This window comes from Nocardia sp. NPDC057668 (genome assembly GCF_042799795.1).
Classification (GTDB): Bacteria; Actinomycetota; Actinomycetes; order Mycobacteriales; family Mycobacteriaceae; genus Nocardia.
The window spans coordinates 82,287-105,213 of record NZ_JBHVIC010000005.1 but is presented as its reverse complement, the minus strand read 5'-3'; the positions used below and the strand labels follow the sequence as shown (position 1 = coordinate 105,213).

Genomic DNA, 22,927 nt, shown 5'->3' with positions numbered 1-22,927 from the left:
ACGCCGGCCCGGCCTAACGCTCGACCGAGCCGCTCCGATGTAGGGGCGACGCTCGCGAGAGGGTTGTAGAGTGTCGCACCTGTCACTCTCAGGGCCTACCCATGGGTAGCCCTAGCCGGGTTCGGCAGTTGTTGGCACACTGCCTACACTCGCCCAAGACGAAGTTTTCACAGCACAGGAGGCTCAGTGCCCAGCCATGCCAACGCGCAGATCACAAAGGTCCTCGTAGCCAATCGAGGCGAGATCGCCGTGCGCGTGATCCGGGCCGCCAAGGACGCCGGAATCGCCAGTGTCGCGGTCTACGCGGAACCGGACGCCGACGCGCCCTTCGTGAAGCTCGCTGATGAAGCCTTCGCGCTCGGTGGTCAGACTTCCGCCGAGTCGTACCTGGTGTTCGACAAGATCCTGGACGCCGCCGCCAAGGCCGGCGCCGACGCGATCCACCCGGGTTACGGCTTTCTCTCCGAGAACGCCGACTTCGCGCAGGCCGTGATCGACGCCAATCTGATCTGGATCGGCCCGTCGCCGCAGTCCATTCGCGACCTGGGCGACAAGGTCACCGCGCGCCACATCGCCGAGCGCGCCAAGGCGCCGATGGCGGCGGGCACCAAGGACCCCGTCAAGGGCGCCGACGAGGTCGTCGCGTTCGCCAAGGAGTTCGGTGTCCCGGTCGCGATCAAGGCCGCCTTCGGTGGCGGCGGTCGCGGCATGAAGGTCGCGCAGACCATCGAGGAGATTCCGGAGCTGTTCGAGTCCGCCACCCGCGAGGCCATCGCCGCCTTCGGTCGCGGCGAATGCTTCGTGGAGCAGTACCTCGACAAGGCCCGCCACGTCGAGGCCCAGGTCCTGGCCGACAAGCACGGCAACGTCATCGTCGTCGGCACCCGCGACTGCTCGCTGCAGCGCCGCTTCCAGAAGCTCGTCGAGGAGGCCCCCGCGCCGTTCCTCTCGGACGAGGTGCGCGGCAAGATCCACGCCTCGGCCAAGTCCATCTGCAAGGAAGCCGAGTACTACGGCGCCGGCACCGTGGAGTACCTGGTGCAGGGCGAGACCGTCTCCTTCCTCGAGGTGAACACCCGCCTGCAGGTCGAGCACCCGGTCACCGAGGAGACCGCCGGTATCGACCTGGTGCGTCAGCAGTTCCGCATCGCCGAGGGCCACGAGCTCGAGCTGAAGGAAGATCCCACCCCGCGTGGCCACTCCTTCGAGTTCCGCATCAACGGTGAGGACGCGGGCCGCAACTTCATGCCCGCCCCCGGCCCGGTCGTCGTGTACTCCGAGCCCGCGGGCCCGGGTGTGCGCGTGGACTCCGGCGTGGTCGAGGGCTCGGTCATCGGCGGCCAGTTCGACTCCATGCTGGCCAAGCTGATCGTCACCGGCGAGACCCGCGAGCAGGCGCTGCAGCGTTCGGCGCGCGCGCTGGCCGAGTACAAGATCGAGGGCCTGGCCACCGTGCTGCCCTTCCACCGCCACATCGTCGAGAACCCCGCGTTCATCGGCGACGGCACCAAGTTCGACGTCTACACCAAGTGGATCGAGAACGACTGGGAGAACCCGATCGAGCCGTACACCGGTGGTGTGCCGATCGAGGACGAGGACGAGGCGCCCCGCCAGAAGGTGGTCGTCGAGGTCGGCGGCCGTCGTCTCGAGGTCTCGCTGCCGGGTCAGTTCTCCGTCGGTTCCGCTCCGGCCGCCAACGGCGCGGGTGTGGTGCGCAAGAAGCCGAAGCCGCGCAAGCGCGGTGGCGCGGGCGGCGCGGGCGCGTCCGGTGACTCGGTCACCGCGCCCATGCAGGGCACCGTCGTCAAGGTCGCGGTCGAAGAGGGCCAGACCGTCGAGGTCGGCGATCTGGTCGTGGTGCTCGAGGCCATGAAGATGGAGAACCCGGTGACCGCGCACAAGGCCGGTGTCATCACCGGTCTGTCGGTGGAGGCGGGCGCCGCCATCACCCAGGGCACCGTGCTGGCCGAGATCAAGTGAGCTGAGCCGGCTGTGAGCTAGGCAGCCAACGGCTTTCCGGCGGGGGTCGCGCACCTGGGGTGTGCGGCCCCCGTCGTATGTCCGAGTACGTTCCGCGGCGGACGTGGCGGCATTCGCGTCGCGCTAAGGTCGGGTTATGGGCGAACTGCCGGAGATTCGTATCGGTACCGCGGAGCGGGAGGACGCGCTGCGTCGCCTGTCCGATCATTTCGCGGCGGGGCGATTGAGTGTCGCCGAATTCGACGAGCGCAGTGGGCAGGTCGCGGCGGCGGTGACGCGCGGGGATCTGGTGCCTATGTTCGCGGATCTGCCCGAGCCGGTGGAGACGGCGAAGGCCGTTCCGGCGCAGCGGGAGCCGAGGTTCGGGACGTACTGGCCCGAGCGGATCGGACCGGCGCTGCCGATTCTGGCGCTGATCCTGTTCCTGGTGACGCATCAGTGGTGGGTGCTGCTGCTGATTCCACTGGCGGGCGTGCTGTTCGGGCAGAGCAAACGAGAACGTAAGCGACGCAATCGGGAACGAAGGAACAGGGGCTGATGGAACCGATCGAGATCAACGCGGGCGGCTGGTATCTGCGGGCCATGCGCGCCGACGAGCGGATCGACGATCGGCCCGCGCTGGCCGACGGCGGGATCACCGATCCCGGGTATGTGGCCCGGCGTGCCGCGGAATGGGATGCGGAGACGCATTTCTCGTGGGCGGTGTGCGTGCCCACGACCGCGGAGCTGGTGGCCGAGATCGGTGTGACGCCGGGTTCGGACGGAACCGCCGCGGTCGGCGGCTGGGCGCGGACCGGGTACGAGGACGCGCTCGCGGACGGCCTGGAATCGGTGCGCCGTTTCGTCGCGGGCGCGCTCGGACTCGACCCGGTCGACGTCGCGTGGGATGCGCCCGCGCGCTGACCCGGCCTGCCCCGCTGTCCGGTCCGGACGATCCGACGCCCCAATTTCCTCGTCCTCACCAGCGTGAACGGCTCTCCGGGGCCGATATTCGCTCGTGCTCGCCCCCGTGTCCGGGGGACCCTGGATATGCCTCCGAACAACGGAGAAAGGGGTGGGGCACATGTGGAGCTGGGACGAACATCAATCGATCAGGGCGACCGCGGCGGCCTGGACGCCGTGGCGGACAACGCCACCCGAGCCGACCGTCACCGACCCGGACTACCGGAGCGAGGGCTCGACCCTGAGCCCGCGGGCCGCCGGTCCGCGGCCGCCGGGCCCGGAGCAGCCGAGTGACATGGGGGCGATCGAGCCCGCGGGTGACGCGGAGTGGCCGGGCGATATGCCGGTGGGCGATTCCGAGAGTCGTACGGAGCGCCGACGCGATGTGCAGGGCGCCGAGCCCTCGACTCGCGCGGAGCGGCCGGCCGAGGTGCCGGCGAACACGGTGCGGCGGGGCGCCGCCGTACCGGGTTCGCGTCGCGCCGTACCGCATTCGGGTGGAGCCCGGCCGCGTTCGGCCGGTGCGGTGCGGCGTCCGGCGACCACCGGTCCGCGACCCGGCAGCCGCGACAAGGACGATGGCGCACCCGCCGGTGACGGCGGGTGCGCCATCCGCGCGAACACGCCCGTGCGGGCGGCGGCCGGCTGACATGCGGGCGGACGGGGCGCGGCGGGGCTCTGCCGTATCGGGCTCCCGTCGCGCCGCATTCGAGGGAGCGCGACAGCATCCGGCCGCCACCGGATCGCGCGGCCGCGACCGGGACGATGGCGCATCCGCCGGTGACGGTGGGCGGGTCGGCCGCGCGAACACGCCGGTGCGGACCCCGGCGGCGGCCGGCAACGTGCGGGCGGGCACGGGGTAGCCTGCCCTGATGAACAGGGCACCCCTGGATGTGACCAGGCTGCGGCGCGAGCTGCTCGAGACACCGGCGACGCGCTTCTTCCACGAGATCGACGTGGTGGAATCGACCGGTTCGACCAACGCGGATCTGGTTGCGCGCGCGGCGGATTCGACTGCGGATCGGCTGGTGCTGCTGGCCGAGGCGCAGGAGCGCGGGCGGGGTAGGCACGATCGGCAGTGGGTGGGGCCGCCGCGCGCGCAGCTGGCCATGTCGGTGCTGGTGCGGGTGCGGGGGATCGCCCCGGAACTGCTGGGCTGGCTGCCGCTGCTGACCGGTGTCGCGGTCGTGGACGCGGTGCGTTCGGCGACCGCGGTGAAGGCCGTTCTCAAATGGCCCAACGACGTTCTGGTCGAGGGACGCAAGTTGTCGGGCATTCTGGCCGAGATCGCCGCGGTGGGTCCCGATCCCGCGGTGGTGGTCGGCATCGGCCTGAACGCGAGCCTCACCGAGACGGAACTGCCGGTGCCGCACGCGACGTCGCTGGCGCTGGCCGGTGCGCCCGAGCCGGTGGATCGCACCGCGGTGGCGGCGGCGATCCTGCGGGAGTTCGCCCGCCGGTTCGTCGCGTGGGAGGCCGCGGGCTGGGATATCGCCGAGCTGTCCGCGGACTATCGCGAACGCTGCTCGACCATCGGCGCGACCGTGCGCGCCGAGCTGCCGGGTGACGAGGTGCTGACCGGGGTGGCTACCGGCGTGGACGGGCACGGCCGCCTGCTGATCGGCGATCAGGCCGTCTCGGCGGGCGACGTCACCCATCTGCGCGCCGAATACTGAAGTCGCGGTGCGTGGTTCGTCCGTTTCGTAGTCCGCGCGAACGGTCGTGAAGTGAGCGGGGATCCTGGATCCCCGCTCGGTCCTCGTGCCGAACCCGTTCAGACCGTCTGCAATACCCCGCGTGCCGCCTCGCGGGCGAGCAGCCGATCGCGCTGCTCCTCGAACTTGAGGGTGTCGGCCTGCAGCTTCTCGACGTAGTCGGCCAGGATCTCGCGCGCTTTCTCCCCGCGCGGCCCGAAATCGTTGCGGTCGAAGATGTTCCAGTTCTTGAGCACCGGCTGCACGACCTCTTCCAGGTGCTGGCGCAGGTCGTAGATGCCGTGCTTGGCCATGAGCACGCCGTTGCGCCGGAAGTTCGGCATGCCCGCGCCGGGCATGACGAAGTTGGTGAGCACCTTGGTGATCGCCTCGAGCGCCTGATCCGGCACCAGGTCCAGCCCCGCGCCGCAGAGCGTGCGGTAGAAGATCATGTGCAGGTTCTCGTCGGCGGCGATGCGCTGCAGCATGCGGTCGGCGACGGCGTCGTCGCACACGCGGCCGGTGTTGCGGTGCGAGATGCGGGTCGCCAGCTCCTGGAAGGTCACGTAGGCGACGTTCTCCAGGAACCCGCCCCAGTCGTCGGGCGACTGTGCGCCGGCGGTCATGTGGATCATGCGCGCCTCCTCCAGGGCCACCGGATCGACCGCCCGGGTGACGATGAGGTAGTCGCGCATGACGATGCCGTGCCGGTTCTCCTCGGCGGTCCAGCGGCCGACCCAGGTGCCCCAGGCGCCGTCCTGGGAGAAGTTCTCGGCGATCTCGCGGTGGTAGGAGGGCAGGTTGTCCTCGGTGAGCAGGTTGGTGACCATGGCGATCTTGGCGACCTCGCTGAGGGCGGACTGGCTCGGGTCCCAGTCCTGGCCGCCCATGGCGGCGAAATTGCGGCCCTGGTCCCACGGCACGTAGTCGTGCGGGAACCAGTCCTTGGCCATCGACAGGTGGCGGTTCAGATTCTGCTCCGCCACCGGTTCGAGTTCTCGCAGGATTTCCAGCTGGGTCAACTCTCGGGTCACACACGCCTCCTGTGTCATGCGCCGGTCAAAGGCCGGAGTTTTGTTGCGCGGGACAGCTCGACGATTCGAAGATTCGGAGAAAGCGGGCAGATCAAGGGCAGAACGTGGTCGCCGATGCTACGCGGATGCCGAACGATTGTGCTCCAGTGCGGCGTTCGGCGTGAAGCATTCTGACATCTCCGCGCGGTACGGTGCTCATATGGGTTATCCGGAGGAGGCGCTGGCGCCGGAGGAGCGACTGCTGCTGCATCGTCACCCGCATTGGAAGATGTTGTTCTGGCCCGCTGCGACTTTCATCCTGATCACCGCATTGGCCGGATTCGCTCTCGGTGTGTCCGCGCGCAACACCGAGGGCACGTTGCGGTCGGTGCTGCTGATCGGCATTCCGGTGGTGTGGCTGGTGATCGTGCTGTGGCGCGCCATCGGGCCGCTGATCCGTTGGAAGTCGACGCATTTCATCATTACCGACCGCCGAGTATTGATTCGGCAGGGCGTACTCACGCACACCGGAATCGACATTCCGCTCAATCGGATCTCCAATGTGCAGTTCCGGCACGGGCTCTTCGACCGGATGCTCGGCACCGGCACGCTGGTGATCGGGTCCGCGTCGGAGGATCCCCTGGAGTACGACGACATTCCGCGCGTACAGCAGGTGCACGCGCTGTTGTATCACCAAGTCTTCGATATCGCGCAAAATGATCCGCGCCACGGCGGCTACCACGGATCCCAGGGCGCTTACCCGTAGTCTTGGGTGCGTGACCGCTGTACTGCTGGCCGAAGACGACGAGGCCATTGCGGCGCCGCTGTCGCGAGCGCTCGGGCGTGAAGGCTATTCGGTGACCGTCGAGAGTTACGGTCCCGCCGTGCTGGAACGGGCGCTGGAAGGCGGCCATGACCTGCTGATCCTCGACCTCGGGCTACCCGGTATGGACGGTCTGGAGGTGTGCCGCCAGGTCCGTGCGCGCGGGGCCGACCTGGCCGTGCTCATGCTCACCGCTCGCACCGACGAGGTGGATTTCGTGGTCGGGCTGGACGCGGGCGCCGACGATTACGTCGGCAAGCCCTTCCGGCTCGCCGAGTTGCTGGCCCGGGTGCGAGCGCTGTTGCGGCGCAGTGGAATCGGTGACGAGACCGTCGAGGTGGGCGGAATCCGGCTGGAGCCGGCCGCACGCCGGGTGCTGGTGAACGGGCTCGAGGTCAATCTCGCCAACAAGGAGTACGAACTGCTGAAGGTGCTCATCGACCGCGCCGGGCAGGTGGTTTCGCGGGAGACGATCCTGCGCGAGGTGTGGGGCGACGCCGATCTGCGCGGCTCCAAGACCCTGGACATGCACATGTCCTGGCTGCGTCGCAAGATCGGGGACGAGGGTCCGGTGGCCGAGCGGCGGATCGTGACCGTGCGCGGCGTAGGCTTCCGATTCAATACCGACTGACCGACCACGCTCACCGATCGCCCGTGTTGCCCACCGTGTTCGCGTCACTCGCCGCCCTGCTGTGGCATACCCCGTCCGCTGTGCGAACGAAGCGAGGCATATCGACGATGAGGCGCAGGATCCTGCTGTCCATGGTGGCCGCGCTCACCCTGACCACGCTGGTTCTCGGTGTGCCGCTGGCCTTCACGGCCTGGAAGTGGGTCGAGGACGTCGCGCGGCAGGAGTTGCGCAACCGGCTCGATCGCATCGCGGTGGAGGTGGTGGCGCAGGAGCGCGCCGACGGGCTGGTGCACGGCGCGCTGGATCTGCGGTCGGTGCGCCCGCTGATTCCGCCGGGCGGCCGGCTCACCATCGTGTATCCCACGCCGCAGGACAACGCGTCGCGCTTGGACATCGGTCCGGAGGTGGTGACCGATCCGCTGGCGGAGTCGCTGGCCATGGGCATCTCGGGGTCGCTGCGGCTGGAAACCCCTGCCGCGCCGATGCATTCGATGCAGCGGCAGGCGCTGGGCGCGGTGTTCGGGCTGGTGGTGATCTCCCTGGGCGCGGGCATCGCGGTGGCGGTGGTGACCGCGCGCCGGGTGGCCGATCCGCTGCGGGACGTGGCGGCGCGCGCGGCGCGGCTGGCGAAGGGCGATTTCCGCGCGGATCCGCGCCGGCACGGGATCACCGAACTCGACCGCGTTTCGGACGTTCTGGACTCGGCGACCGTGGAGATCGCGGGCCGGCTGCAACGCGAGCACGCCCTGGTCGCGGACGTCTCGCATCAGCTCCGGAGCCGGTTGACCGCGGTGCGGCTGCGGCTCGACGAACTCTCGACCCATCCGGATTCGGACGTGGTGCACGAGGCGGAAGAGGCCATGGCGCAGGTGGATCGGCTCACCGACGCCATCGACGAACTGGTGCGCGCCTCCCGCGACGAGGGCGCGGCGGATCGCGATCCGGTGCCGGTGGTGGCGGAATTGCGTGGCGTGGTGGCGGAATGGCGGCATCCGTTCGCCGAGGCGGGCCGCAAGCTCGTGCTGCTGGGCGATCCGACGTTGCGGGCTCCGATCACGAGTTCGCGGCTCAAGGAGGCGGTGACGGTGCTGATCGACAACGCGCTCATGCACGGCGGCGGCACCTGCACGGTGTCGGTGCGCACGGTGACCGGCGGTCGGGACGATCGCGATCCGCTGGTGTGCGTGGAGGTGGCCGACGAGGGCGACGGGGTTCGCGACGAGCTCGCGCCGCACATCTTCGACCGGGGTTTCTCCGCGGGCGGGTCGACCGGCGTGGGGCTGGCGCTGGCCCGGGCGCTCATCGAAGCGGACGGCGGCCGCATGGAACTCCAGCGCCGCCGGCCCGCGCTGTTCGCGGTGTTCCTCGGTTCGAATGCGGGTCTGGGCCGTCAGGCGGTCGCGGGTCCGGTGACCGAACCGCGTTGACGCGGCCCGGTTCTATCCGTTCTCTAACCATTCGCATGCCATCGCTGAGAAATCGCTCCATACCTTCGGACTCGTCCAGTGCAACGACGAACCATCGTCGACGAGTTGAAGGAGTGTTCATGCGGAAGTCCACTGTGCGCCGTAGCGCGATTGCCGGCGGCGTCGCGGGGGTCGCGCTGGTCGCGGCGCTGCTCGCCCCGGCCGTGGCGAACGCGGCCGAACCCGATCCCGCCGCGGTGACCGAGGCGACGTCCGAGGCCGCCGAGGTGGCCCGTCCGGGTGAGCGTTTCCCCGCGGAACCGGGTGAGAACGTGCTGATCACCAAGGACCGCGACGGCAATGTCACCGTGCACCGCGGCGATCTGTCGCAGCTGCCCCCGGGCGCGCTGCCCGCGCTGCCGACGTTCCCGAGCGAGGACGGCACGATCCTGGTGAGTCCGGACGGCGATCACGCCACCACCCGCGTGTACCCGGGCGATCGCGCGCCGGGCGACTGGGTTCCCGCGCGGCCGGTGCTGCCCGCGCCGTCCACCGGGAGCGCGGGCTGACCGGTCCGGCTCCGCTGAGTAGCGAGTTCGCGTCAGTATCGTCGATGCGGTGACGAGTCCGCTGATATTGGTCGTGGACGATGACGCCCGGGTGCTGGCGTCGGTGGCGCGGGGGCTGCGTGTGTCCGGTTTCGAGGTCGAGACCGCGACGGACGGGGCCGCCGCGCTGCAGCGCATAGCCGCCGGCGCCCCGCAGGCCATGGTGCTCGATCTGAACATGCCGCTGCTGGACGGCGTGCAGGTGGTGACGGCGCTGCGCTCGTTCGGCAACGACATTCCGATCTGCGTGCTGAGCGCGCGGTCGGAGGTCACCGATCGGATCGGCGCGCTCGAGGCCGGGGCGGACGACTATCTGACCAAGCCCTTCGATCTGGGTGAACTGGTGGCGCGCCTGCGCGCCATGCTGCGCCGCGCGCCCGCTCCCGCGCACGGTTCGGATCGCATCGTGGTGGGTCCGCTGGTGGTGCACCCGAGCGCGCGCCGGGTGTACGCCAACGACGTCCTGCTGGATCTGACCAAGCGCGAGTTCGATCTGCTGGCGGCGCTGGCCTCGGCCCCGGGCCAGGTCTTCACCCGCGCCCAGCTGCTGGATCGGGTGTGGGGCTACGACTTCGAGACCCAGACGAAGGTGGTCGACGTGTTCGTGTCCTATCTGCGCCGCAAGATCGAGGCGGCGGGCGCGCCCAGGCTCGTGCACACGGTGCGCGGGGTCGGGTTCGTGCTGCGGGCGGACGCGTGAGCGCGGGGGAGGGCGGCGCACCGGGCACCGGCGAGGGGGGCTCCTCCGGTGGACGCTCCGTCTTCGCGCGCGTCCGGAATGCCGTTTCCCTACATCAGTTTTCGTTGCGAACCCGTGTCGCGCTGGCGAGCGCCGCGACGGCCGCGGTGGTGGTGGCGATCATGAGCACGGTCCTGCTCGCGGTGGCGGGCAGTGACGCGCGCACCCAGGTGGGCACGGTCGTGAACGCGCTGGCGGTGACGCGGAACGAGGGGAGCGGACCGGACGGCGCGTCCCCGGCGGTTCCGACCGTGCCGAGTCACGGTGACAGGACCGTGCTCCCGACTCTGCCGGACGGTACGCAGGGCGTCCCCGCGGTCCCGCTCTCGGATACCGTTCCCTCCGAGTTGCTCGGTCCCGGAACCGAATTCGCCCGTACCTTCCCGGTCGACGGCCGCACCGTGATGCTGGCCGTGCCACAGGCGGTGGCCGACGATTCGGCCACCAAACAGCGCACCCGCGTCATCGGCATCGGTCTGGCAGCGACCGCCCTGGCCGCCCTGCTCGGCTGGTATTTCGCTTCCCGCGCGGTGACCCCGCTGCGCCGATTGACCGCCGCCACGGCCGGTCTCGGCGACCGCCTGAGCCTGGACGCCCCGCGTCACCCCGTGGCGAGTGAGACCACCGAGCTGACCGAGGCCATGAACACCATGCTGGCCCGGATCGCCGACGAACGGCAGCACACCAGCGAAGCGCTGGTCACCGCACGGGATTTCGCCGCGACCGCCGCGCACGAGCTGCGCACGCCGCTGACCGCGATGCGCACGGATCTGCAGGTGTTGCGGTCGGTCGAGCTGCCCGCGGCCGAACGCGCGCAGATCCTGGACGAGGTGCTGGCGGGCCAGCGCGCCATCGAATCGACCCTGTATGCCCTGGAGCGCTTGGCCGTCGGCGATCTGACCACCGAATCCGATTGGGAGGACGTGGATCTGGGGCAGCTGGCGGACCAGGTGGTGGAGGACGCCCGGCGCGCACACCCCGGGGTGGAGATCGACGCCGATGGCGTGGAGTCGATTCGGCTGCACGGCCTGGCGGCCGGCCTGCGCTCGGTGCTGGAGAACGCGCTCGCCAACGCGGTCCGCCACGGCCCGGCCACCCGGGTCGAGGTCGCGGCGCACGTGGTGGGGGAGACCGTGACCCTGACCGTCGACGACAACGGCGCCGGCGTGCCCGCGCCCGACCGAACTCGCGTCTTCGAGCGCTTCCAGCGCGCCGGGACCACCGCCCCCGGCAGCGGGCTGGGCCTGGCCCTGATAGCCCAGCAGGCCCGCCTGCACGGCGGTACGGCAGCGCTGACGGACAGTCCCCTGGGCGGAGCCCGCCTGACCCTCACACTGGCGCTGAATCGCCCCTGAGGCGGCAAGGCCGGGGCGATTCGGCATTCGAGGCACGCCCGCCTCGCGCGAACCTTTGCCGCAGCGGGCGTGCCTCCGGATTCGTAAGGTGGACCTGCCCCCGGATTGGTGCGGCGAGCCCGCCCACGGATTGGTGTGGTGGGCCTGTCTCCGGATTGGAGCGGCGAGCCCGCCCCTCGATTCGTACGGCGACCTCGGACCCCGGGTCGTCCCGATCCCCCCGAACGGCGAACGGCCCGCGACATCCGTCGCGGGCCGTTCCCTGTTCGTTTCTCAGCTGTGTCCGAGTTGCTCCTCGTTGATGAGGTCCTCGAGCTCGGATTCCATCTCGGCCATCTCGTCCGGGAAGACCCAGCGCTTCATGGCCCAGAACCGGAACGCCATCTGCAGCAGGTTGCCGATGATGAACGCGCTGATGAAGTCGGTGATGTTCTCGACGGTGAAGCTCACGTGCGGCTGGCGCAGGTCGAGCACATTGTTCGAGAGCCACAGCGGGATGCTGGCCAGCACCACGCCGATCCCGCTCACCGCGAAGAACAGCAGTGCTTCGTGATGCTTCTCTCTGCCGCCGCGTTTGTCGAAGGTCCATTCCCGATTGAGGATGTAGGACACGATGACCGCGACGATGCCCGAGAGCACCCGCGCGATGGTCGGCTTTTCGTCGAGAATCGTCCATTTCAGGACGTAGAAGATGCCGATGTCGATGACGAACGTGGTCGCACCGACAATCGCGAACTTCAACAGTTCGTAATGGCGGTCTGCGAGGTCCCGCAGGGGCTTGGGCAGGACGTTTACCACGTCGTCGACGAATGACACCTCGCGAGTCTACGTCGCCTGCGGAGGCCATGAGCAACCCGCGGCAACTGGGGGGTTGGCCACATGACAACATTTATGAACGTGAACGCACGTTCCTTCGACTCCTCCGCGATGCCCACCGTGACGATGATCGGTGGCGGCCAGCTCGCGCGCATGACCCACCAGGCGGCGATCGCCCTGGGCCAGCGGCTGCGAGTGCTGGCGGAGCGGCCCGATGACCCGGCCGCCCAGGTGACGCCCGATGTGGTGTTCGGCAGCCACGGTGATCTCACCGCCCTGCGCAAGGCCGCGGTCGGTTCGCACGCGGTGACCTTCGACCACGAGGGCGTGCCCACCGAACTGCTCGAGGAGCTGATCGCCGAGGGCGTGAACGTGCAGCCGCCGCCGAGCGCGCTGATCTTCGCTCAGGACAAACTGCGCATGCGCCGCAAACTGGCCGAGCTGGGCGTGCCGATCCCGGAATTCGCGGAGGTGACTTCGATCACCGACGCCGTCGCCTTCGGTGACGCGCACGGCTGGCCGTTCGTGCTCAAGGCGGTGCGCGGCGGCTACGACGGGCGCGGCGTGTGGATGCCCGCGGACGCGGCCGAGGCCGAGACGATCGTGGCCGACCAACTGACGCATGGCGTTTCGCTGCTGGCCGAGACCAAGGTGGAGCTGGCTCGCGAGCTGTCGGCCATGGTGGCGCGGTCCCCGTTCGGGCAGGCCGCGACCTGGCCGGTGGTGGAGACCGTGCAGCGCAACGGTCAGTGCGCGGTGGTCATCGCGCCCGCGCCGGACCTGCCCGAGCAGCGCGGTTCCGAGGCCGAGGGCCTGGCGCTGCGCCTCGCGGCCGAGCTGGGCGTCACCGGTGCGATGGCGGTCGAGTTCTTCGAGACGCGCTCGGGTGAGCTGCTGGTGAACGAGCTGGCCATGCGCCCGCACAATTCCGGGCACTGGGGGATGGACGGGGCCTGCACGGGCCAGTTCGAGCAGCATCTGCGCGCGGTGCTGGACTACCCGCTGGGCAGTACCCGCCCGCTGGCGCCGGTGACGGTGATGGCGAACATCCTCGGCGCCGCGCAGGCCCCGGAGATGTCGATGGACGAGCGGCTGCATCATCTGGCCGCGCGCCTGCCCGAGGCCAAGGTGCACCTGTACGGCAAGGGTGAGCGGCCCGATCGCAAGATCGGCCACATCAACGTGCTCGGCGACGAGGTCGAGGCCACCCGCGAGAAGGCCGAGCGCGCGGCGCACTGGATGTCGCACGCGATTTGGACCGATGGATGGGATCCGCATCATGACTGAGTCCGCACAGGTTGGCCTGATCATGGGCAGCGACTCCGATTGGCCGACGATGGTCGCGGCCGCGGAAGCGCTGGCCGAGTTCGGGATTCGCTTCGAGGTCGGCGTGGTCTCGGCACACCGCACGCCCCAGCGCATGCTCGATTACGCCCGCGAGGCGGCCGGTCGCGGCGTGCAGGTGATCATCGCCGGCGCGGGCGGCGCGGCGCATCTGCCCGGCATGGTCGCCTCGGCGACCCCGCTCCCGGTGATCGGCGTCCCGGTTCCCCTCAAGCACCTGGACGGCATGGATTCGCTGCTGTCGATCGTGCAGATGCCGGCGGGCGTCCCGGTGGCGACCGTGTCGATCGGCGGGGCGCGCAACGCGGGTCTGCTGGCCGTGCGCATTCTCGCGGCCTCGGACACGGCGCTGCGCACGAAGATGGAGCAGTTCCAGACCGATCTGGAGAAGATGGTCCTGGAGAAGGACGCCAAGCTGCGCTCGAGCCTGCTGGGCTGAGCCGGTTCGAGTTCGCCGGGCCGAGCCGGTTCGCGCCGGCCGGTTCGAGTCCGCCGGGCGGTCGTCGCGCACGACGTCCGGTCCGGGCGTTCGGCTCGGCCGAGTCGTTCCACGGGTCATCGACGCGCTCGATTCGCCCGGACGCACGCTGCGGATCCGCAACGCCGCTGCGAACCGCCGAGGATGCGCGCCGCAACGGCTGCATGCCGGGTGTGCGGGTTCCTATGGCTACGGTTGACCGGTGACCGTTGACCCTTCTCCCGCTGCCCGCTCCGGTGCGGACGCGACCGCGCGGCGGCTGCGCGTCGTCGATCAGGCTCTGCGGCTCTTCTCCGACAAGGGTTACGAGGCAACGACTGTCGACGAGATCGCGGAGGCGGCGGGTATCTCGCGGCGTACCTTCTTCCGGCAGTTCCGGTCGAAGGAGGACGTGGTCTTCGCCGATCACGAGTCCCAGCTGGCGCAGGCGCGGGAGTTCCTCGATACCGCGCAGGGCGATCCGTGGGATGCGGTGTGCGAGGCCGTGATCGGGGTGTTCGAGCGGTTCACGCAGTGGCGGGAGCTGGCGGTGCGCCGGTACGGGGTGGTACGCCAGGTGCCCGCGCTGCGCGAGCGCGAGATCGTGACGGTGTTCCGCTACGAGCGGTTGTTCACCGACTATCTGCGTGAAAAGCTCGCGGGGAGTTCGGATCTGGCGCTGGTGCAGTTCACCGCCGCGGTGACGGCCACGCACAACTATCTGCTGCGGCGCATGGTGCGCGGGCAGTCGGCGGCCGGGTCGGCGGATCTGCGCGCGGCGCTGGCGACGATTCCGCGGGGTGAACGCGGGCCGGTTGCTGTGCGGTCGGAATCGTCCGGTTCCGGGCACGCCGCGAACCGGGCCGCCGATGATCAAATGGTGGTAGCCGTGTTTCCGAGGGATATGCCGCCCCGGCAGGTCGCTGACTTGCTGGCCAGTCGCCTCGATAGGCTGTAACCGGTAAACAGTGGCATATATGACACTGCGTGCCACCCCTTGATGGGGGAGTAAGCGCATGTGGTCGCACTATTGCGGCGTACACTATCTCGTGAATGGCACTCAGTGCCGAGGATGCTGGGTAACCAGCGGCGATCCGATCCGACGACCAGGAGACGAACTCCCATGGCGGGCAACCCCGATTTCAATCTGTTCCAGCTCGAGGATTTCCACAATGAGCTGCGCGAGGCCATTCGCGGTCTGTCCGAGAAGGAGATCGCGCCCTACGCCAAGGACGTCGACGGCAAGTCGCGTTTCCCGGAGGAGGCGCTGACCGCGCTCAACGCCGCGGGCTTCAACGCGGTGCACGTGCCGGACGCCTTCGGCGGTCAGGGCGCGGACTCGGTCGCGACCTGCATCGTGATCGAGGAGGTCGCCCGCGTCTGTGGTTCGTCCTCGCTGATCCCGGCCGTGAACAAGCTCGGCACCATGGGCCTGATCCTGAACGGCTCGGACGAGCTCAAGCAGCAGGTGCTGCCGACCATCGTCAACGGCGGGATGGCGTCCTACGCGCTGTCCGAGCGTGAGGCCGGCTCCGACGCCGCCTCGATGCGCACCCGCGCGAAGGCGGACGGCGACGGCTGGATCATCAACGGCTCGAAGTGCTGGATCACCAACGGCGGCAAGTCCGACTGGTACACCGTGATGGCTGTGACCGACGCCGACAAGGGCGCGAACGGCATCTCGGCGTTCATGGTCCACAAGGACGACGAGGGCTTCGTGGTCGGCCCGCTGGAGCACAAGCTGGGCATCAAGGGTTCGCCCACCGCCGAGCTGTACTTCGAGAACTGCAAGGTTCCCGGCGACCGGATCATCGGCGAGCCCGGCACCGGCTTCAAGACCGCCCTGCAGACCCTGGACCACACCCGCCCGACGATCGGCGCGCAGGCCGTCGGCATCGCCCAGGGCGCCCTGGACGCCGCGATCGCCTACACCAAGGACCGCAAGCAGTTCGGCAAGACGATCGCGTCGTTCCAGAACACCGAGTTCATGCTGGCCGACATGGCGATGAAGATCGAGGCCGCCCGCCTGATGGTCTACACCTCCGCGGCCCGCGCCGAGCGCGGCGAGAAGAACCTCGGCTTCATCTCCGCCGCCGCGAAGTGCTTCGCCTCCGACGTGGCGATGGAGGTGACGACGAACGCGGTCCAGCTGTTCGGCGGCGCCGGCTACACCACCGACTTCCCCGTGGAGCGGATGATGCGCGATGCCAAGATCACCCAGATCTACGAGGGCACCAACCAGATCCAGCGCGTCGTGATGTCGCGCCAGATCCTGCGCTGATTCCCTTCCGCGGCAGCGAGTTTCCCGAGGGCGGTACCGGATTCGGTACCGCCCTCGGTCTTTGTCTGCCTACCCGGTAGCTTCGAGGTTCTGGATCATTCCAGGTGCTCGGCTACGCTCGGGCACGTGGACGCCCTCGACTCGAACTATCCGCGCCCGGCTTCGGCGCAAATCCAGTTCGTCCCCCGGGCTCGGGCCTGGTTCGACAGCATTTGGAACTCGGTCGCCGAGGACTATCGACCGTGAATGAATTGCTGGATCTGCTCTGGCAACGATCGGTTCTGCTCCTGGACTTCGATGGGTCGGTTTGTTCCGTGTTCTCGGGTCTTTCCGGCCGGGAAGCGGCCGACACCCTCGTCAAAGAGATCAACTTGCCTGTACCGGAAGGCATCGCCAGGACGAGAGACCCCTTCGATGTCCTTCATTACGCGGCCTCGCTCGGACGGGCGACCGGCGAGAGAATCGAACGCCGATTCGCTGAGATCGAGGTCGAGGCTGTCCGATCAGCACAGGCAACACCCTATTTCGGCAATTTCATGCGGCTCGTAGATCAGACCCACTACGAAACTTGCGTGGTCACCAACAACTCTTCGGAAGCCGTCAGCGTGTACATCGCTGCTCACGATGAGTTGCCGGACTACCTCCGGCACAGCATCTTCGGTCGAACGATGATCAATGTCCCGCTGCTGAAACCGAATCCATACCTGCTGACCCGGGCAATCGAGTTCACCCAGGAAACGCCTGACCAATGTGTCTTCATCGGTGATTCGGTCAGCGACATTCAAGCCGCCCGTGCTGCGTCGGTGGCGGTCATCGCTCTCGCGAACTGCCCGGAGAAACTGCAACTCTTCGCTGAGTACGCGCCCGACGCTGTCGTCACGACCATGCACACCCTCTCCGAGGCAGTGAGCTACATGCTCTGAGCGCCAGCCGGTTCCTGACTCGTTGCCGAATTTCGCTATAGGTTCAAGGGTTGCGCTGGCGCGCCGCCGCCACGCTGACGCCGCACAACGGCTGGGCTCCGCTCCGCCCGCCGGAGCGGCGGCGCGTCGGCGACAAACCCACACCTCCAAAACCTAGTGAGCTCACCAGCATCAGACCCGACATGAAGAGCAGGGCGGGCCGAGCACCGGCACTGATCGCCGGTCCCGCTCACCGTCGACGAATCGGCCGGCACTCTCACCGCGGACTCCGGTATCAGCCGACTCTCGCACCGGACTCTCGCCATCGAGATTGGCACTCCTGCGGTCGGTAGCTCCCCGCCTCCTCATCGGCCCGATTGTCTCGCTCCGGAAGGACGAGTCAAGGACCAGCTGCCGCTGTCCGCTACGCGGTGCCTACGGCATCCTTGACACGCCCTCCCTCCACAGAGGATGGCCTGTATGAGGAAGCGGGGAAAGAGAAGTCCCCGGACACCCGAGCGATCAGCGGCAATAGCGTGCGTTGCCGTCCACTTATTGGGCCTCCCGATCAGGGCTGGTGATCGATCAAGCCTTCATACTTCGCTCGTCGAGGTGACAGGACGCACGGGCCGACCCACCCTCGGACAGTCGAGACGACCTGTGCCCGGTTCGGGACAGTGGGAGAGGCGTCGAGCCCGCGTTGCCAGTTCCTCAATAGTCCCTCGGTCGTGGAGATCCGCGTCGTGACCAACGTGCGCCTATCACCGCGTCGGTTCCAGGTATGCCACACCGCCCACCCCTCGGCCCGCGGCTCGACCCCGAGCCTTGCGCACACTTGCTCGTACATATCCGTGTGCGGCCCAACGACTACCGCGCCACTGATCTTCAAACTCGGTGCAGGATCATCACAGCCGTCACCTTCGAAGTGATAGCTGCGGAGTTCACGCGCGAGTGCATTGACCGCCTGCTGCAGGGGCGTCGAGTCCAACGGATCGGGCGCGAGACTGCGCCACCCTTCAGCTCGGGCACAATCGTCGACCTCCCGGGCCAACAACTCCACCGCTCTCAAGTATTCGTACTCGTCGTCCGGCTCCGCGATCACGTCGAACATCGTCGCACCAGAAGTCGGCTCGCTTCCACAGACATCCGGATCGGACCGACCACACGAATCCCAGAGAATCACCCTGTCATCGGCATTACAGGATGCATGGGGGAGCGGCGTCCAGGCCGTCCACAGGCCGTCGGGAGCTCCGAACGCCCCAGAACCGGGTAGAACTCACCAGATCTCGTCTCGCAGCTCAGCGCCTCATTCGCTGGTGTTTCCGGAGGTGGCCGACACGCACCGCGAGATCACCCAGATCTACGAGGGCACCAACCAGATCCAGCGCGTCGTCATGTCGCGCCAGATCCTGCGCTGAGGTTTCTCGCGTCGACGGAATTCCCGCAGGGCGGCACCGGTTTCGGTGCCGCCCTGCGGCGTTCTGGTAGCTATGAGTTCACGTTTGCCGGTGGAGGAGAGCTCGTGGCGTCGACGGTCATTCCCGTGGGACTCCGTGTGGAGGTCGAGGTTTTGTGGGACCACGCGCAGATGCATCATGAGGTACGGGCCGTCGATGCCGGGATCGGGTTGGGGAGCCATGATCTGGATGTGCCGGTCTATACGGCGGAGCTCTACCATCGCGGGCTGTTTCCGCGGATCGTATTCTCCGGCGGGAACGCGCCCGGTACGACCGAACTCTTTCCGCGCGGGGAGGCGGTGCATTTCCGTGAGCGGGCAATGGAATCGGGTGTTCCGGGTGATGCGATTCTGGTGGAGCCCGACGCCACGAACACCGGGGAGAACATCGATTTCACCCGTGCTCTCTTCGAAAGTACTGGGACCCTTGGTGATATCCGGTCGGTCACGCTGATTTCCCGGCCGTATCAGCAGCGCCGGGCCTACGCCATCTGCCGGAAGCGGTGGCCGGAGGTCGAGGTGACCTGTGCGTCGCGGGCGGTGCCGCTCGACGACTACGTCGCCGGGATCGGTGACGTCGACCGCGTCATCAACACGCTGGTGGGGGATACGCAGCGGCTTTGGGTCTATCCCGCTTTGGGATGGGCTATCGAGCAGCCGGTGCCGGATCGGGTTCGTAAGGCGTTCTCGCGCTTGGTTGATGCGGGATTCGTTCGGCGGCTTCATCCCGAGTAGGTGGGAATGCGGCGGTAGGTTGCCGGCGTAGGGAAAGGGCGAGTTTTCGTTCGGATCTGAACCGCCGCTTGGTCTGAATAGCGTTGTATCACAATGGAATTGGACTATGTCTGCTCGCTATTGAGGAGTAGAATAGGGGTATGAATTCGGGAAGGGAATCCGCCATCGCGCAGAGTGCACAAGCATTCGCTGCCGCGGTGGAAGGGCTTCTCGAATCTCCCCTGTATTCGTTGTCCGATGACGAGGTCATCGAGATCATGCAGGACATCGAAATCAGCTTCCGCAAGCTCGAAGTGGCGAAGCAGCGTTTCGCTCTCGAATGTGGTGCGCGGGGGCTGTCCTCTCGGGCCGGGATCAAGAGCCTGATCGTGTTCCTGCAACAAACGCTGCGGATCTCGCATTTCGACGCGGCTGCCCGAGTGCGGAACGCCGACCGGCTCTCGGCCGTGTCCGAAGGGTCGGTTCAGCGCCCGCCGGTGTTCCCGCACATCGCCGCCGCGCAGCGTTCCGGGGAGATCTCGGCTGATCATGTGCAGGCGATCGTGAAGGTCCTCGATCGGATCCCCGCCAGTGTGGAACCGACATTGAAGGAACTCGCTGAACGGTCCCTGACCGACTTCGCGCGCACCGGCGATCCCAAGGGTGTGACCACACTCGGAGTGCGGGTCCTGGCATACACCGACCCGGATGGGGTGTTGACCGCGGACAAGGACCGGCAGCGGATGCGCGGGATCTGCATCGGGCGTCAACGCGCGGATGGGATGTTCCCTATCTCGGGGTTGCTGACCCCGGAGTTGGGTGCGGTGTTCCTGCCCATGTTCGCCAAATTCGCCCGACCCGGCATGTGCAACCCCGATGACCCCGAAAGCCCACACACCACAGCAGAACTCGGGATCGACACCGAAACCGAAACCGACGACAGCGACGCCGACACAGCCACCGTCGCTGCTCGTGCGGTGCTGCGAGCTGCTGCCAAGCGTGATCACCGCAGCGAAGCCCAGCGCAATCACGATGCGCTGCTTCGGTTCCTGCACCCGGACATGGGTCCCACCAAGCTCGGGTATCACCGGGGGCTGCCGGTCTCGACTGTGGTCACGATGCGGTTGACGGACCTGGAGCAGCGGACCGGGCTCGCTACCACGAACACCGGTGGCACGCTCTCGATCACCGAAGCGATCAAGTTGGCCGCGCGTTCGACCCCGTACCTGGTGATCGTAGATGCCAACGGCCGCCCACTGCACCTCTCTCGTGGTCAACGCCTCGCCTCGGTAGAGCAGCGCCTGGCCCTCACCGCGGTCGAGCGCGGGTGCACCCGCCCCGGATGCGACGCCCCAGCCACCCGCTCGGCGGTGCATCACATCAAGGAATGGGCTGATGGCGGCGAAACGGACATCGAGAACCTGACTTTCGCGTGCGATGCCTGCCACGCACAGGTCAATTCTGGTCCGAACGGTTGGAAAACGATCGTGATGCCGCCCGATTCGGAGAATCCGGGCAAAACCGGGTGGATACCACCACCACACATCGACCCAGCCCGCAGACCACGCGTGAATTTCAGCCATCACCCGCGTGTGCGCGGTCCCTCTGGGATCCCGGGTATCCCGGCGCGGCGACTCTGTTAAAGCGCTGCTCTGCAGCCGAACCCGCAAAGCCTAGACCAACGCAAAGGATCATAGGTGTTCACTCCTGTGGCCGACGTAGCCGAGACTCGCACGCACCCTTCGCGTTCCAGCGGGGTTCGGGAGAACAAGCAAGAACAACGAGGCAGTGCTGGTTACTTCGCCTGCCGTACCCGATTTCGGCTCCCCAGCTGGGAGACTGTTCGCCCTTCCAGCCTGGCTGGATGGCTGTGGGAACCTTCTCGAGCTCTACAGACAAAGATCCGTCATCGCTGAATGCTTGTACTGCCTTAGCGGGTGATTGTGGTGAGCGGTAATCGATTCGAGGCTGGCTCTTACCCCCACGAGTGGTGGATTACGTTTATCGGCCCGGGAGGGCTGGTACCGCCGTCGAGGCTCTCAACCGGTCCACGCTGGTATCCCGTTATCCAGGCTGCTCTTTCTCCGGTAGGCCACCCAACCGCAGCCGAGTTCCCCCACCGCACAACGCTGGTATCTCGTTATCCAGTCGTCCGAACCGGAACCACCCACCCAACGCTCCGATTCCCGGAGAACTCGGCCACGCATACACGGAAGCAGCTCCGGCCTTCGCCTCGGTAGCGATGGAACCGCAGCCCCCGCCCCCAAACCGCAGCCTCCTAAACCAAGACAGCCGGTTCAGCGTCATAGGCCCGCTGCAAAACCTCCGTAAATTCCACAGCCCGAGGAAACACCGTCCCCCCGATCCGATGAACCGAGATCCCCGGATTCCAGGAGTTCATGACCACCGCGCCGGACAACCCTGGAAGATCAGCGGCGGTGACAACTTTCGTGACCTGCGGAACGCCGAACCGCCCCAACTGCCGCTGAACAATCCCCATTGTGGTTCCGCGCAACATTTCCGCCTCGGGCCACACCACAGCGGATCCGTCCCAGAACGCCAGATTCCAGATCGTGGCCTCACTGAATCGCCCGTTGCGGTCGATGAACGCCGCATCGTCGAATCCCCGCGCGACGGCTTCGCGAAGGTAATACGTCTTCGCGACTTCACCGACATGCTTGATGGACGGCAACGCGCGTTCGTGTTCGACAACGTCGAGAGCGAGTGGCCCGCTCGGCCCGCTGGCGGGCGGCCCGGTCCGGATCAGAACCTGCGGCTCGATATCGGTTCCGGCCACTGTGAATTCGCCCGCGGGTGAGAACACCGTCGCGGTGAGTGACAGATCAGCGGGCCCATCCGCGAGAGCGGTGCGCAGGTGTTCGCGGATCAGCTCGTCAGGTAGTGCGCGGCCGAACATTCGCGTGGATGCGTTGCGCAGCCGGTCCAGATGAAGGTCCATTCCGCGAATTCCTTTGTCACGCACCTGCATAGCGGTGAAGTGCGCGTAGCCGGCGAAGGCCACCGGAGTCAGATCGGACGCTGTGGCAGGTTGGCCGTTGAGCTGTGCGACGTAGGAGTTCATGCGATCGAGCCTGCCGCCGGGGAAGCCGGCCAACCAGTGCGCGGCTATCCGGGGTGCGCCAACACCACCCTTCTCGATATCCGCCGCATCGACTATTCGGAATCCGGCCCCTGTATCCGCACCGGTACCGCGCACGTCACCGCGCCGACTACGAATGTCACCGTGGTCGGCTCCTCGGATGCCTCCGCATCCGCTGTGATCTCCACGGACAGTTCGGGATTCGCCGATGTGTCCAGCTCGATGCCGTCGAAGCTCAGCACATCCGCACGCGAGTCGGCTCCCGGCTGGTAGCTGACGCCCGTACCACTGGACAGTTCGTGCCGCGTGAAGCTCAGCCCCGAATCGGCGATGACACCGACAACGATGCGCACTTCACCGATGCCGCCCTCGTCGGCCGGCGTGATACGCACTCCCGCTCGAACGGCCCCGCCGCCCGGTGTGACGGTGACTTCCGCCGAGCTGGGTTCGACCGTGAAGGGATGCTCGATATCGCCGGTGAGCCCGATCGCGCTCATGGTCTGCTCCTACCTGCGTCAGCCAATGGGATGCACTGATCGACTACCCGCTGTCGCCGTCGCCATGCGCTCCCCCGCCGAGGTCCCGAGATTTCCCGCACTGCTCGCCCGACACGCCGCACGTCGGCGTGGATCGGCAACCAACTCGGTGACCTGCACAAACCCCGAT

At 67.6% G+C, this 22,927-nt stretch carries 22 protein-coding genes and 1 pseudogene; 19 read left to right on the top strand and 4 right to left on the bottom strand.

All coding sequences use genetic code 11. The annotated features are described in order from the left end of the window. Window positions 1-186: 186 nt before the first annotated feature. The 5 genes from ACFVBH_RS28095 to ACFVBH_RS28075 all read left to right on the top strand — a co-directional run bounded on the left by ACFVBH_RS28095 (window position 187) and on the right by ACFVBH_RS28075 (window position 4,598). Window positions 187-1,980 (top strand): acetyl/propionyl/methylcrotonyl-CoA carboxylase subunit alpha, encoded by a 1,794-nt coding sequence (locus ACFVBH_RS28095; RefSeq protein ID WP_354991214.1) that lies wholly within the window; start codon window positions 187-189, stop codon window positions 1,978-1,980. Between the two features lie 136 nt (window positions 1,981-2,116). After that, window positions 2,117-2,518 carry a DUF1707 domain-containing protein gene (locus tag ACFVBH_RS28090; protein ID WP_354991213.1) on the top strand — a complete coding sequence of 134 codons (402 nt, stop codon included), beginning with the start codon at window positions 2,117-2,119 and terminating at the stop codon, window positions 2,516-2,518. Further along, window positions 2,518-2,883 (top strand): hypothetical protein, encoded by a 366-nt coding sequence (locus ACFVBH_RS28085; RefSeq protein ID WP_354991212.1) that lies wholly within the window; start codon window positions 2,518-2,520, stop codon window positions 2,881-2,883. Before ACFVBH_RS28090 ends, ACFVBH_RS28085 begins: the two co-directional genes overlap by 1 nt. Window positions 2,884-3,043: 160 nt before the next feature. Next, window positions 3,044-3,571, top strand: coding sequence for a hypothetical protein (locus tag ACFVBH_RS28080; protein ID WP_379006048.1), 528 nt, complete (start codon window positions 3,044-3,046; stop codon window positions 3,569-3,571). A gap of 223 nt (window positions 3,572-3,794) precedes the next feature. Next, window positions 3,795-4,598, top strand: a complete 804-nt coding sequence (locus tag ACFVBH_RS28075) for a biotin--[acetyl-CoA-carboxylase] ligase (protein WP_379006046.1) — start codon at window positions 3,795-3,797, stop codon at window positions 4,596-4,598. A 98-nt stretch (window positions 4,599-4,696) separates the two neighbouring features. Here ACFVBH_RS28075 and ACFVBH_RS28070 read toward each other — a convergent pair whose 3' ends face one another. Then, the gene (locus ACFVBH_RS28070) at window positions 4,697-5,650 is read right to left on the bottom strand and encodes an acyl-ACP desaturase (protein WP_354991210.1); all 954 of its coding nucleotides are present in this window, start codon (window positions 5,648-5,650) and stop codon (window positions 4,697-4,699) included. Window positions 5,651-5,849: 199 nt separating this feature from the next. Between ACFVBH_RS28070 and ACFVBH_RS28065 the strand changes: the two genes are divergently transcribed. The 6 genes from ACFVBH_RS28065 (at window position 5,850) to ACFVBH_RS28040 (ending at window position 11,191) form a co-directional block, all read left to right on the top strand. After that, on the top strand, window positions 5,850-6,395 hold the full coding sequence (locus tag ACFVBH_RS28065) for a PH domain-containing protein (RefSeq protein ID WP_354991209.1): 546 nt from the start codon (window positions 5,850-5,852) through the stop codon (window positions 6,393-6,395). Window positions 6,396-6,405: 10 nt separating this feature from the next. After that, on the top strand, window positions 6,406-7,083 hold the full coding sequence (locus tag ACFVBH_RS28060) for a response regulator transcription factor (RefSeq protein WP_297614539.1): 678 nt from the start codon (window positions 6,406-6,408) through the stop codon (window positions 7,081-7,083). 107 nt (window positions 7,084-7,190) lie between these two features. Further along, a complete protein-coding gene (locus ACFVBH_RS28055) occupies window positions 7,191-8,510 on the top strand; it encodes a HAMP domain-containing sensor histidine kinase (RefSeq protein WP_354991208.1) in 1,320 nt (439 codons plus the stop codon). Between the two features lie 119 nt (window positions 8,511-8,629). Next, window positions 8,630-9,058 carry a hypothetical protein gene (locus ACFVBH_RS28050; protein ID WP_379006042.1) on the top strand — a complete coding sequence of 143 codons (429 nt, stop codon included), beginning with the start codon at window positions 8,630-8,632 and terminating at the stop codon, window positions 9,056-9,058. Window positions 9,059-9,095: 37 nt separating this feature from the next. Then, on the top strand, window positions 9,096-9,797 hold the full coding sequence (locus ACFVBH_RS28045; protein ID WP_354991220.1) for a response regulator transcription factor: 702 nt from the start codon (window positions 9,096-9,098) through the stop codon (window positions 9,795-9,797). Between the two features lie 104 nt (window positions 9,798-9,901). Beyond that, entirely contained in the window at window positions 9,902-11,191 is a 1,290-nt protein-coding gene (locus ACFVBH_RS28040; RefSeq protein WP_379006040.1) for a sensor histidine kinase, read from the top strand. A gap of 273 nt (window positions 11,192-11,464) precedes the next feature. Here ACFVBH_RS28040 and ACFVBH_RS28035 read toward each other — a convergent pair whose 3' ends face one another. Beyond that, window positions 11,465-12,007, bottom strand: a complete 543-nt coding sequence (locus tag ACFVBH_RS28035; RefSeq protein ID WP_379006038.1) for a GtrA family protein — start codon at window positions 12,005-12,007, stop codon at window positions 11,465-11,467. A gap of 81 nt (window positions 12,008-12,088) precedes the next feature. Here ACFVBH_RS28035 and ACFVBH_RS28030 point away from each other — a divergent pair, with 81 nt between their 5' ends. The 8 genes and pseudogenes from ACFVBH_RS28030 to ACFVBH_RS27995 all read left to right on the top strand — a co-directional run bounded on the left by ACFVBH_RS28030 (window position 12,089) and on the right by ACFVBH_RS27995 (window position 20,804). Further along, the gene (locus ACFVBH_RS28030; protein ID WP_379006036.1) at window positions 12,089-13,294 is read left to right on the top strand and encodes a 5-(carboxyamino)imidazole ribonucleotide synthase; all 1,206 of its coding nucleotides are present in this window, start codon (window positions 12,089-12,091) and stop codon (window positions 13,292-13,294) included. Then, window positions 13,287-13,790 carry a 5-(carboxyamino)imidazole ribonucleotide mutase gene (gene purE / locus ACFVBH_RS28025; RefSeq protein ID WP_379006034.1) on the top strand — a complete coding sequence of 168 codons (504 nt, stop codon included), beginning with the start codon at window positions 13,287-13,289 and terminating at the stop codon, window positions 13,788-13,790. Before ACFVBH_RS28030 ends, purE begins: the two co-directional genes overlap by 8 nt. Window positions 13,791-14,031: 241 nt before the next feature. Further along, entirely contained in the window at window positions 14,032-14,766 is a 735-nt protein-coding gene (locus tag ACFVBH_RS28020; protein WP_354986767.1) for a TetR family transcriptional regulator, read from the top strand. A gap of 165 nt (window positions 14,767-14,931) precedes the next feature. Then, window positions 14,932-16,089, top strand: coding sequence for an acyl-CoA dehydrogenase family protein (locus ACFVBH_RS28015; RefSeq protein ID WP_354986768.1), 1,158 nt, complete (start codon window positions 14,932-14,934; stop codon window positions 16,087-16,089). A gap of 242 nt (window positions 16,090-16,331) precedes the next feature. Beyond that, window positions 16,332-17,012 (top strand): HAD family hydrolase, encoded by a 681-nt coding sequence (locus ACFVBH_RS28010; RefSeq protein WP_379006029.1) that lies wholly within the window; start codon window positions 16,332-16,334, stop codon window positions 17,010-17,012. Window positions 17,013-18,337: 1,325 nt separating this feature from the next. After that, window positions 18,338-18,409 (top strand): annotated as a pseudogene (locus ACFVBH_RS28005) (hypothetical protein); the annotation flags it as partial. Between the two features lie 104 nt (window positions 18,410-18,513). Further along, window positions 18,514-19,182 carry a YdcF family protein gene (locus ACFVBH_RS28000; protein ID WP_379006027.1) on the top strand — a complete coding sequence of 223 codons (669 nt, stop codon included), beginning with the start codon at window positions 18,514-18,516 and terminating at the stop codon, window positions 19,180-19,182. A 140-nt stretch (window positions 19,183-19,322) separates the two neighbouring features. Continuing rightward, window positions 19,323-20,804: a DUF222 domain-containing protein gene (locus ACFVBH_RS27995; RefSeq protein WP_379006024.1), complete on the top strand. Its 1,482-nt coding sequence runs from the start codon at window positions 19,323-19,325 to the stop codon at window positions 20,802-20,804. Window positions 20,805-21,439: 635 nt separating this feature from the next. Here ACFVBH_RS27995 and ACFVBH_RS27990 read toward each other — a convergent pair. Further along, the gene (locus ACFVBH_RS27990; protein WP_379006021.1) at window positions 21,440-22,243 is read right to left on the bottom strand and encodes an aminotransferase class IV family protein; all 804 of its coding nucleotides are present in this window, start codon (window positions 22,241-22,243) and stop codon (window positions 21,440-21,442) included. Window positions 22,244-22,335: 92 nt separating this feature from the next. Next, the gene (locus ACFVBH_RS27985; protein WP_379006018.1) at window positions 22,336-22,758 is read right to left on the bottom strand and encodes a hypothetical protein; all 423 of its coding nucleotides are present in this window, start codon (window positions 22,756-22,758) and stop codon (window positions 22,336-22,338) included. Window positions 22,759-22,927: the final 169 nt, after the last annotated feature.

Bases quoted from the DNA above. Each gene is read 5' to 3' on its own strand.
- ACFVBH_RS28090 (WP_354991213.1), top strand. From the start codon at position 2,117: ATGGGCGAACTGCCGGAGATTCGTATCGGTACCGCGGAGCGGGAGGAC.
- ACFVBH_RS28085 (WP_354991212.1), top strand. From the start codon at position 2,518: ATGGAACCGATCGAGATCAACGCGGGCGGCTGGTATCTGCGGGCCATG.
- ACFVBH_RS28080 (WP_379006048.1), top strand. From the start codon at position 3,044: ATGTGGAGCTGGGACGAACATCAATCGATCAGGGCGACCGCGGCGGCC.
- ACFVBH_RS28075 (WP_379006046.1), top strand. From the start codon at position 3,795: ATGAACAGGGCACCCCTGGATGTGACCAGGCTGCGGCGCGAGCTGCTC.
- ACFVBH_RS28065 (WP_354991209.1), top strand. From the start codon at position 5,850: ATGGGTTATCCGGAGGAGGCGCTGGCGCCGGAGGAGCGACTGCTGCTG.
- ACFVBH_RS28055 (WP_354991208.1), top strand. From the start codon at position 7,191: ATGAGGCGCAGGATCCTGCTGTCCATGGTGGCCGCGCTCACCCTGACC.
- ACFVBH_RS28050 (WP_379006042.1), top strand. From the start codon at position 8,630: ATGCGGAAGTCCACTGTGCGCCGTAGCGCGATTGCCGGCGGCGTCGCG.
- purE (WP_379006034.1), top strand. From the start codon at position 13,287: ATGACTGAGTCCGCACAGGTTGGCCTGATCATGGGCAGCGACTCCGAT.
- ACFVBH_RS28015 (WP_354986768.1), top strand. From the start codon at position 14,932: ATGGCGGGCAACCCCGATTTCAATCTGTTCCAGCTCGAGGATTTCCAC.
- ACFVBH_RS27995 (WP_379006024.1), top strand. From the start codon at position 19,323: ATGAATTCGGGAAGGGAATCCGCCATCGCGCAGAGTGCACAAGCATTC.
- ACFVBH_RS27990 (WP_379006021.1), bottom strand. From the start codon at position 22,243: ATGAACTCCTACGTCGCACAGCTCAACGGCCAACCTGCCACAGCGTCC.
- ACFVBH_RS27985 (WP_379006018.1), bottom strand. From the start codon at position 22,758: ATGAGCGCGATCGGGCTCACCGGCGATATCGAGCATCCCTTCACGGTC.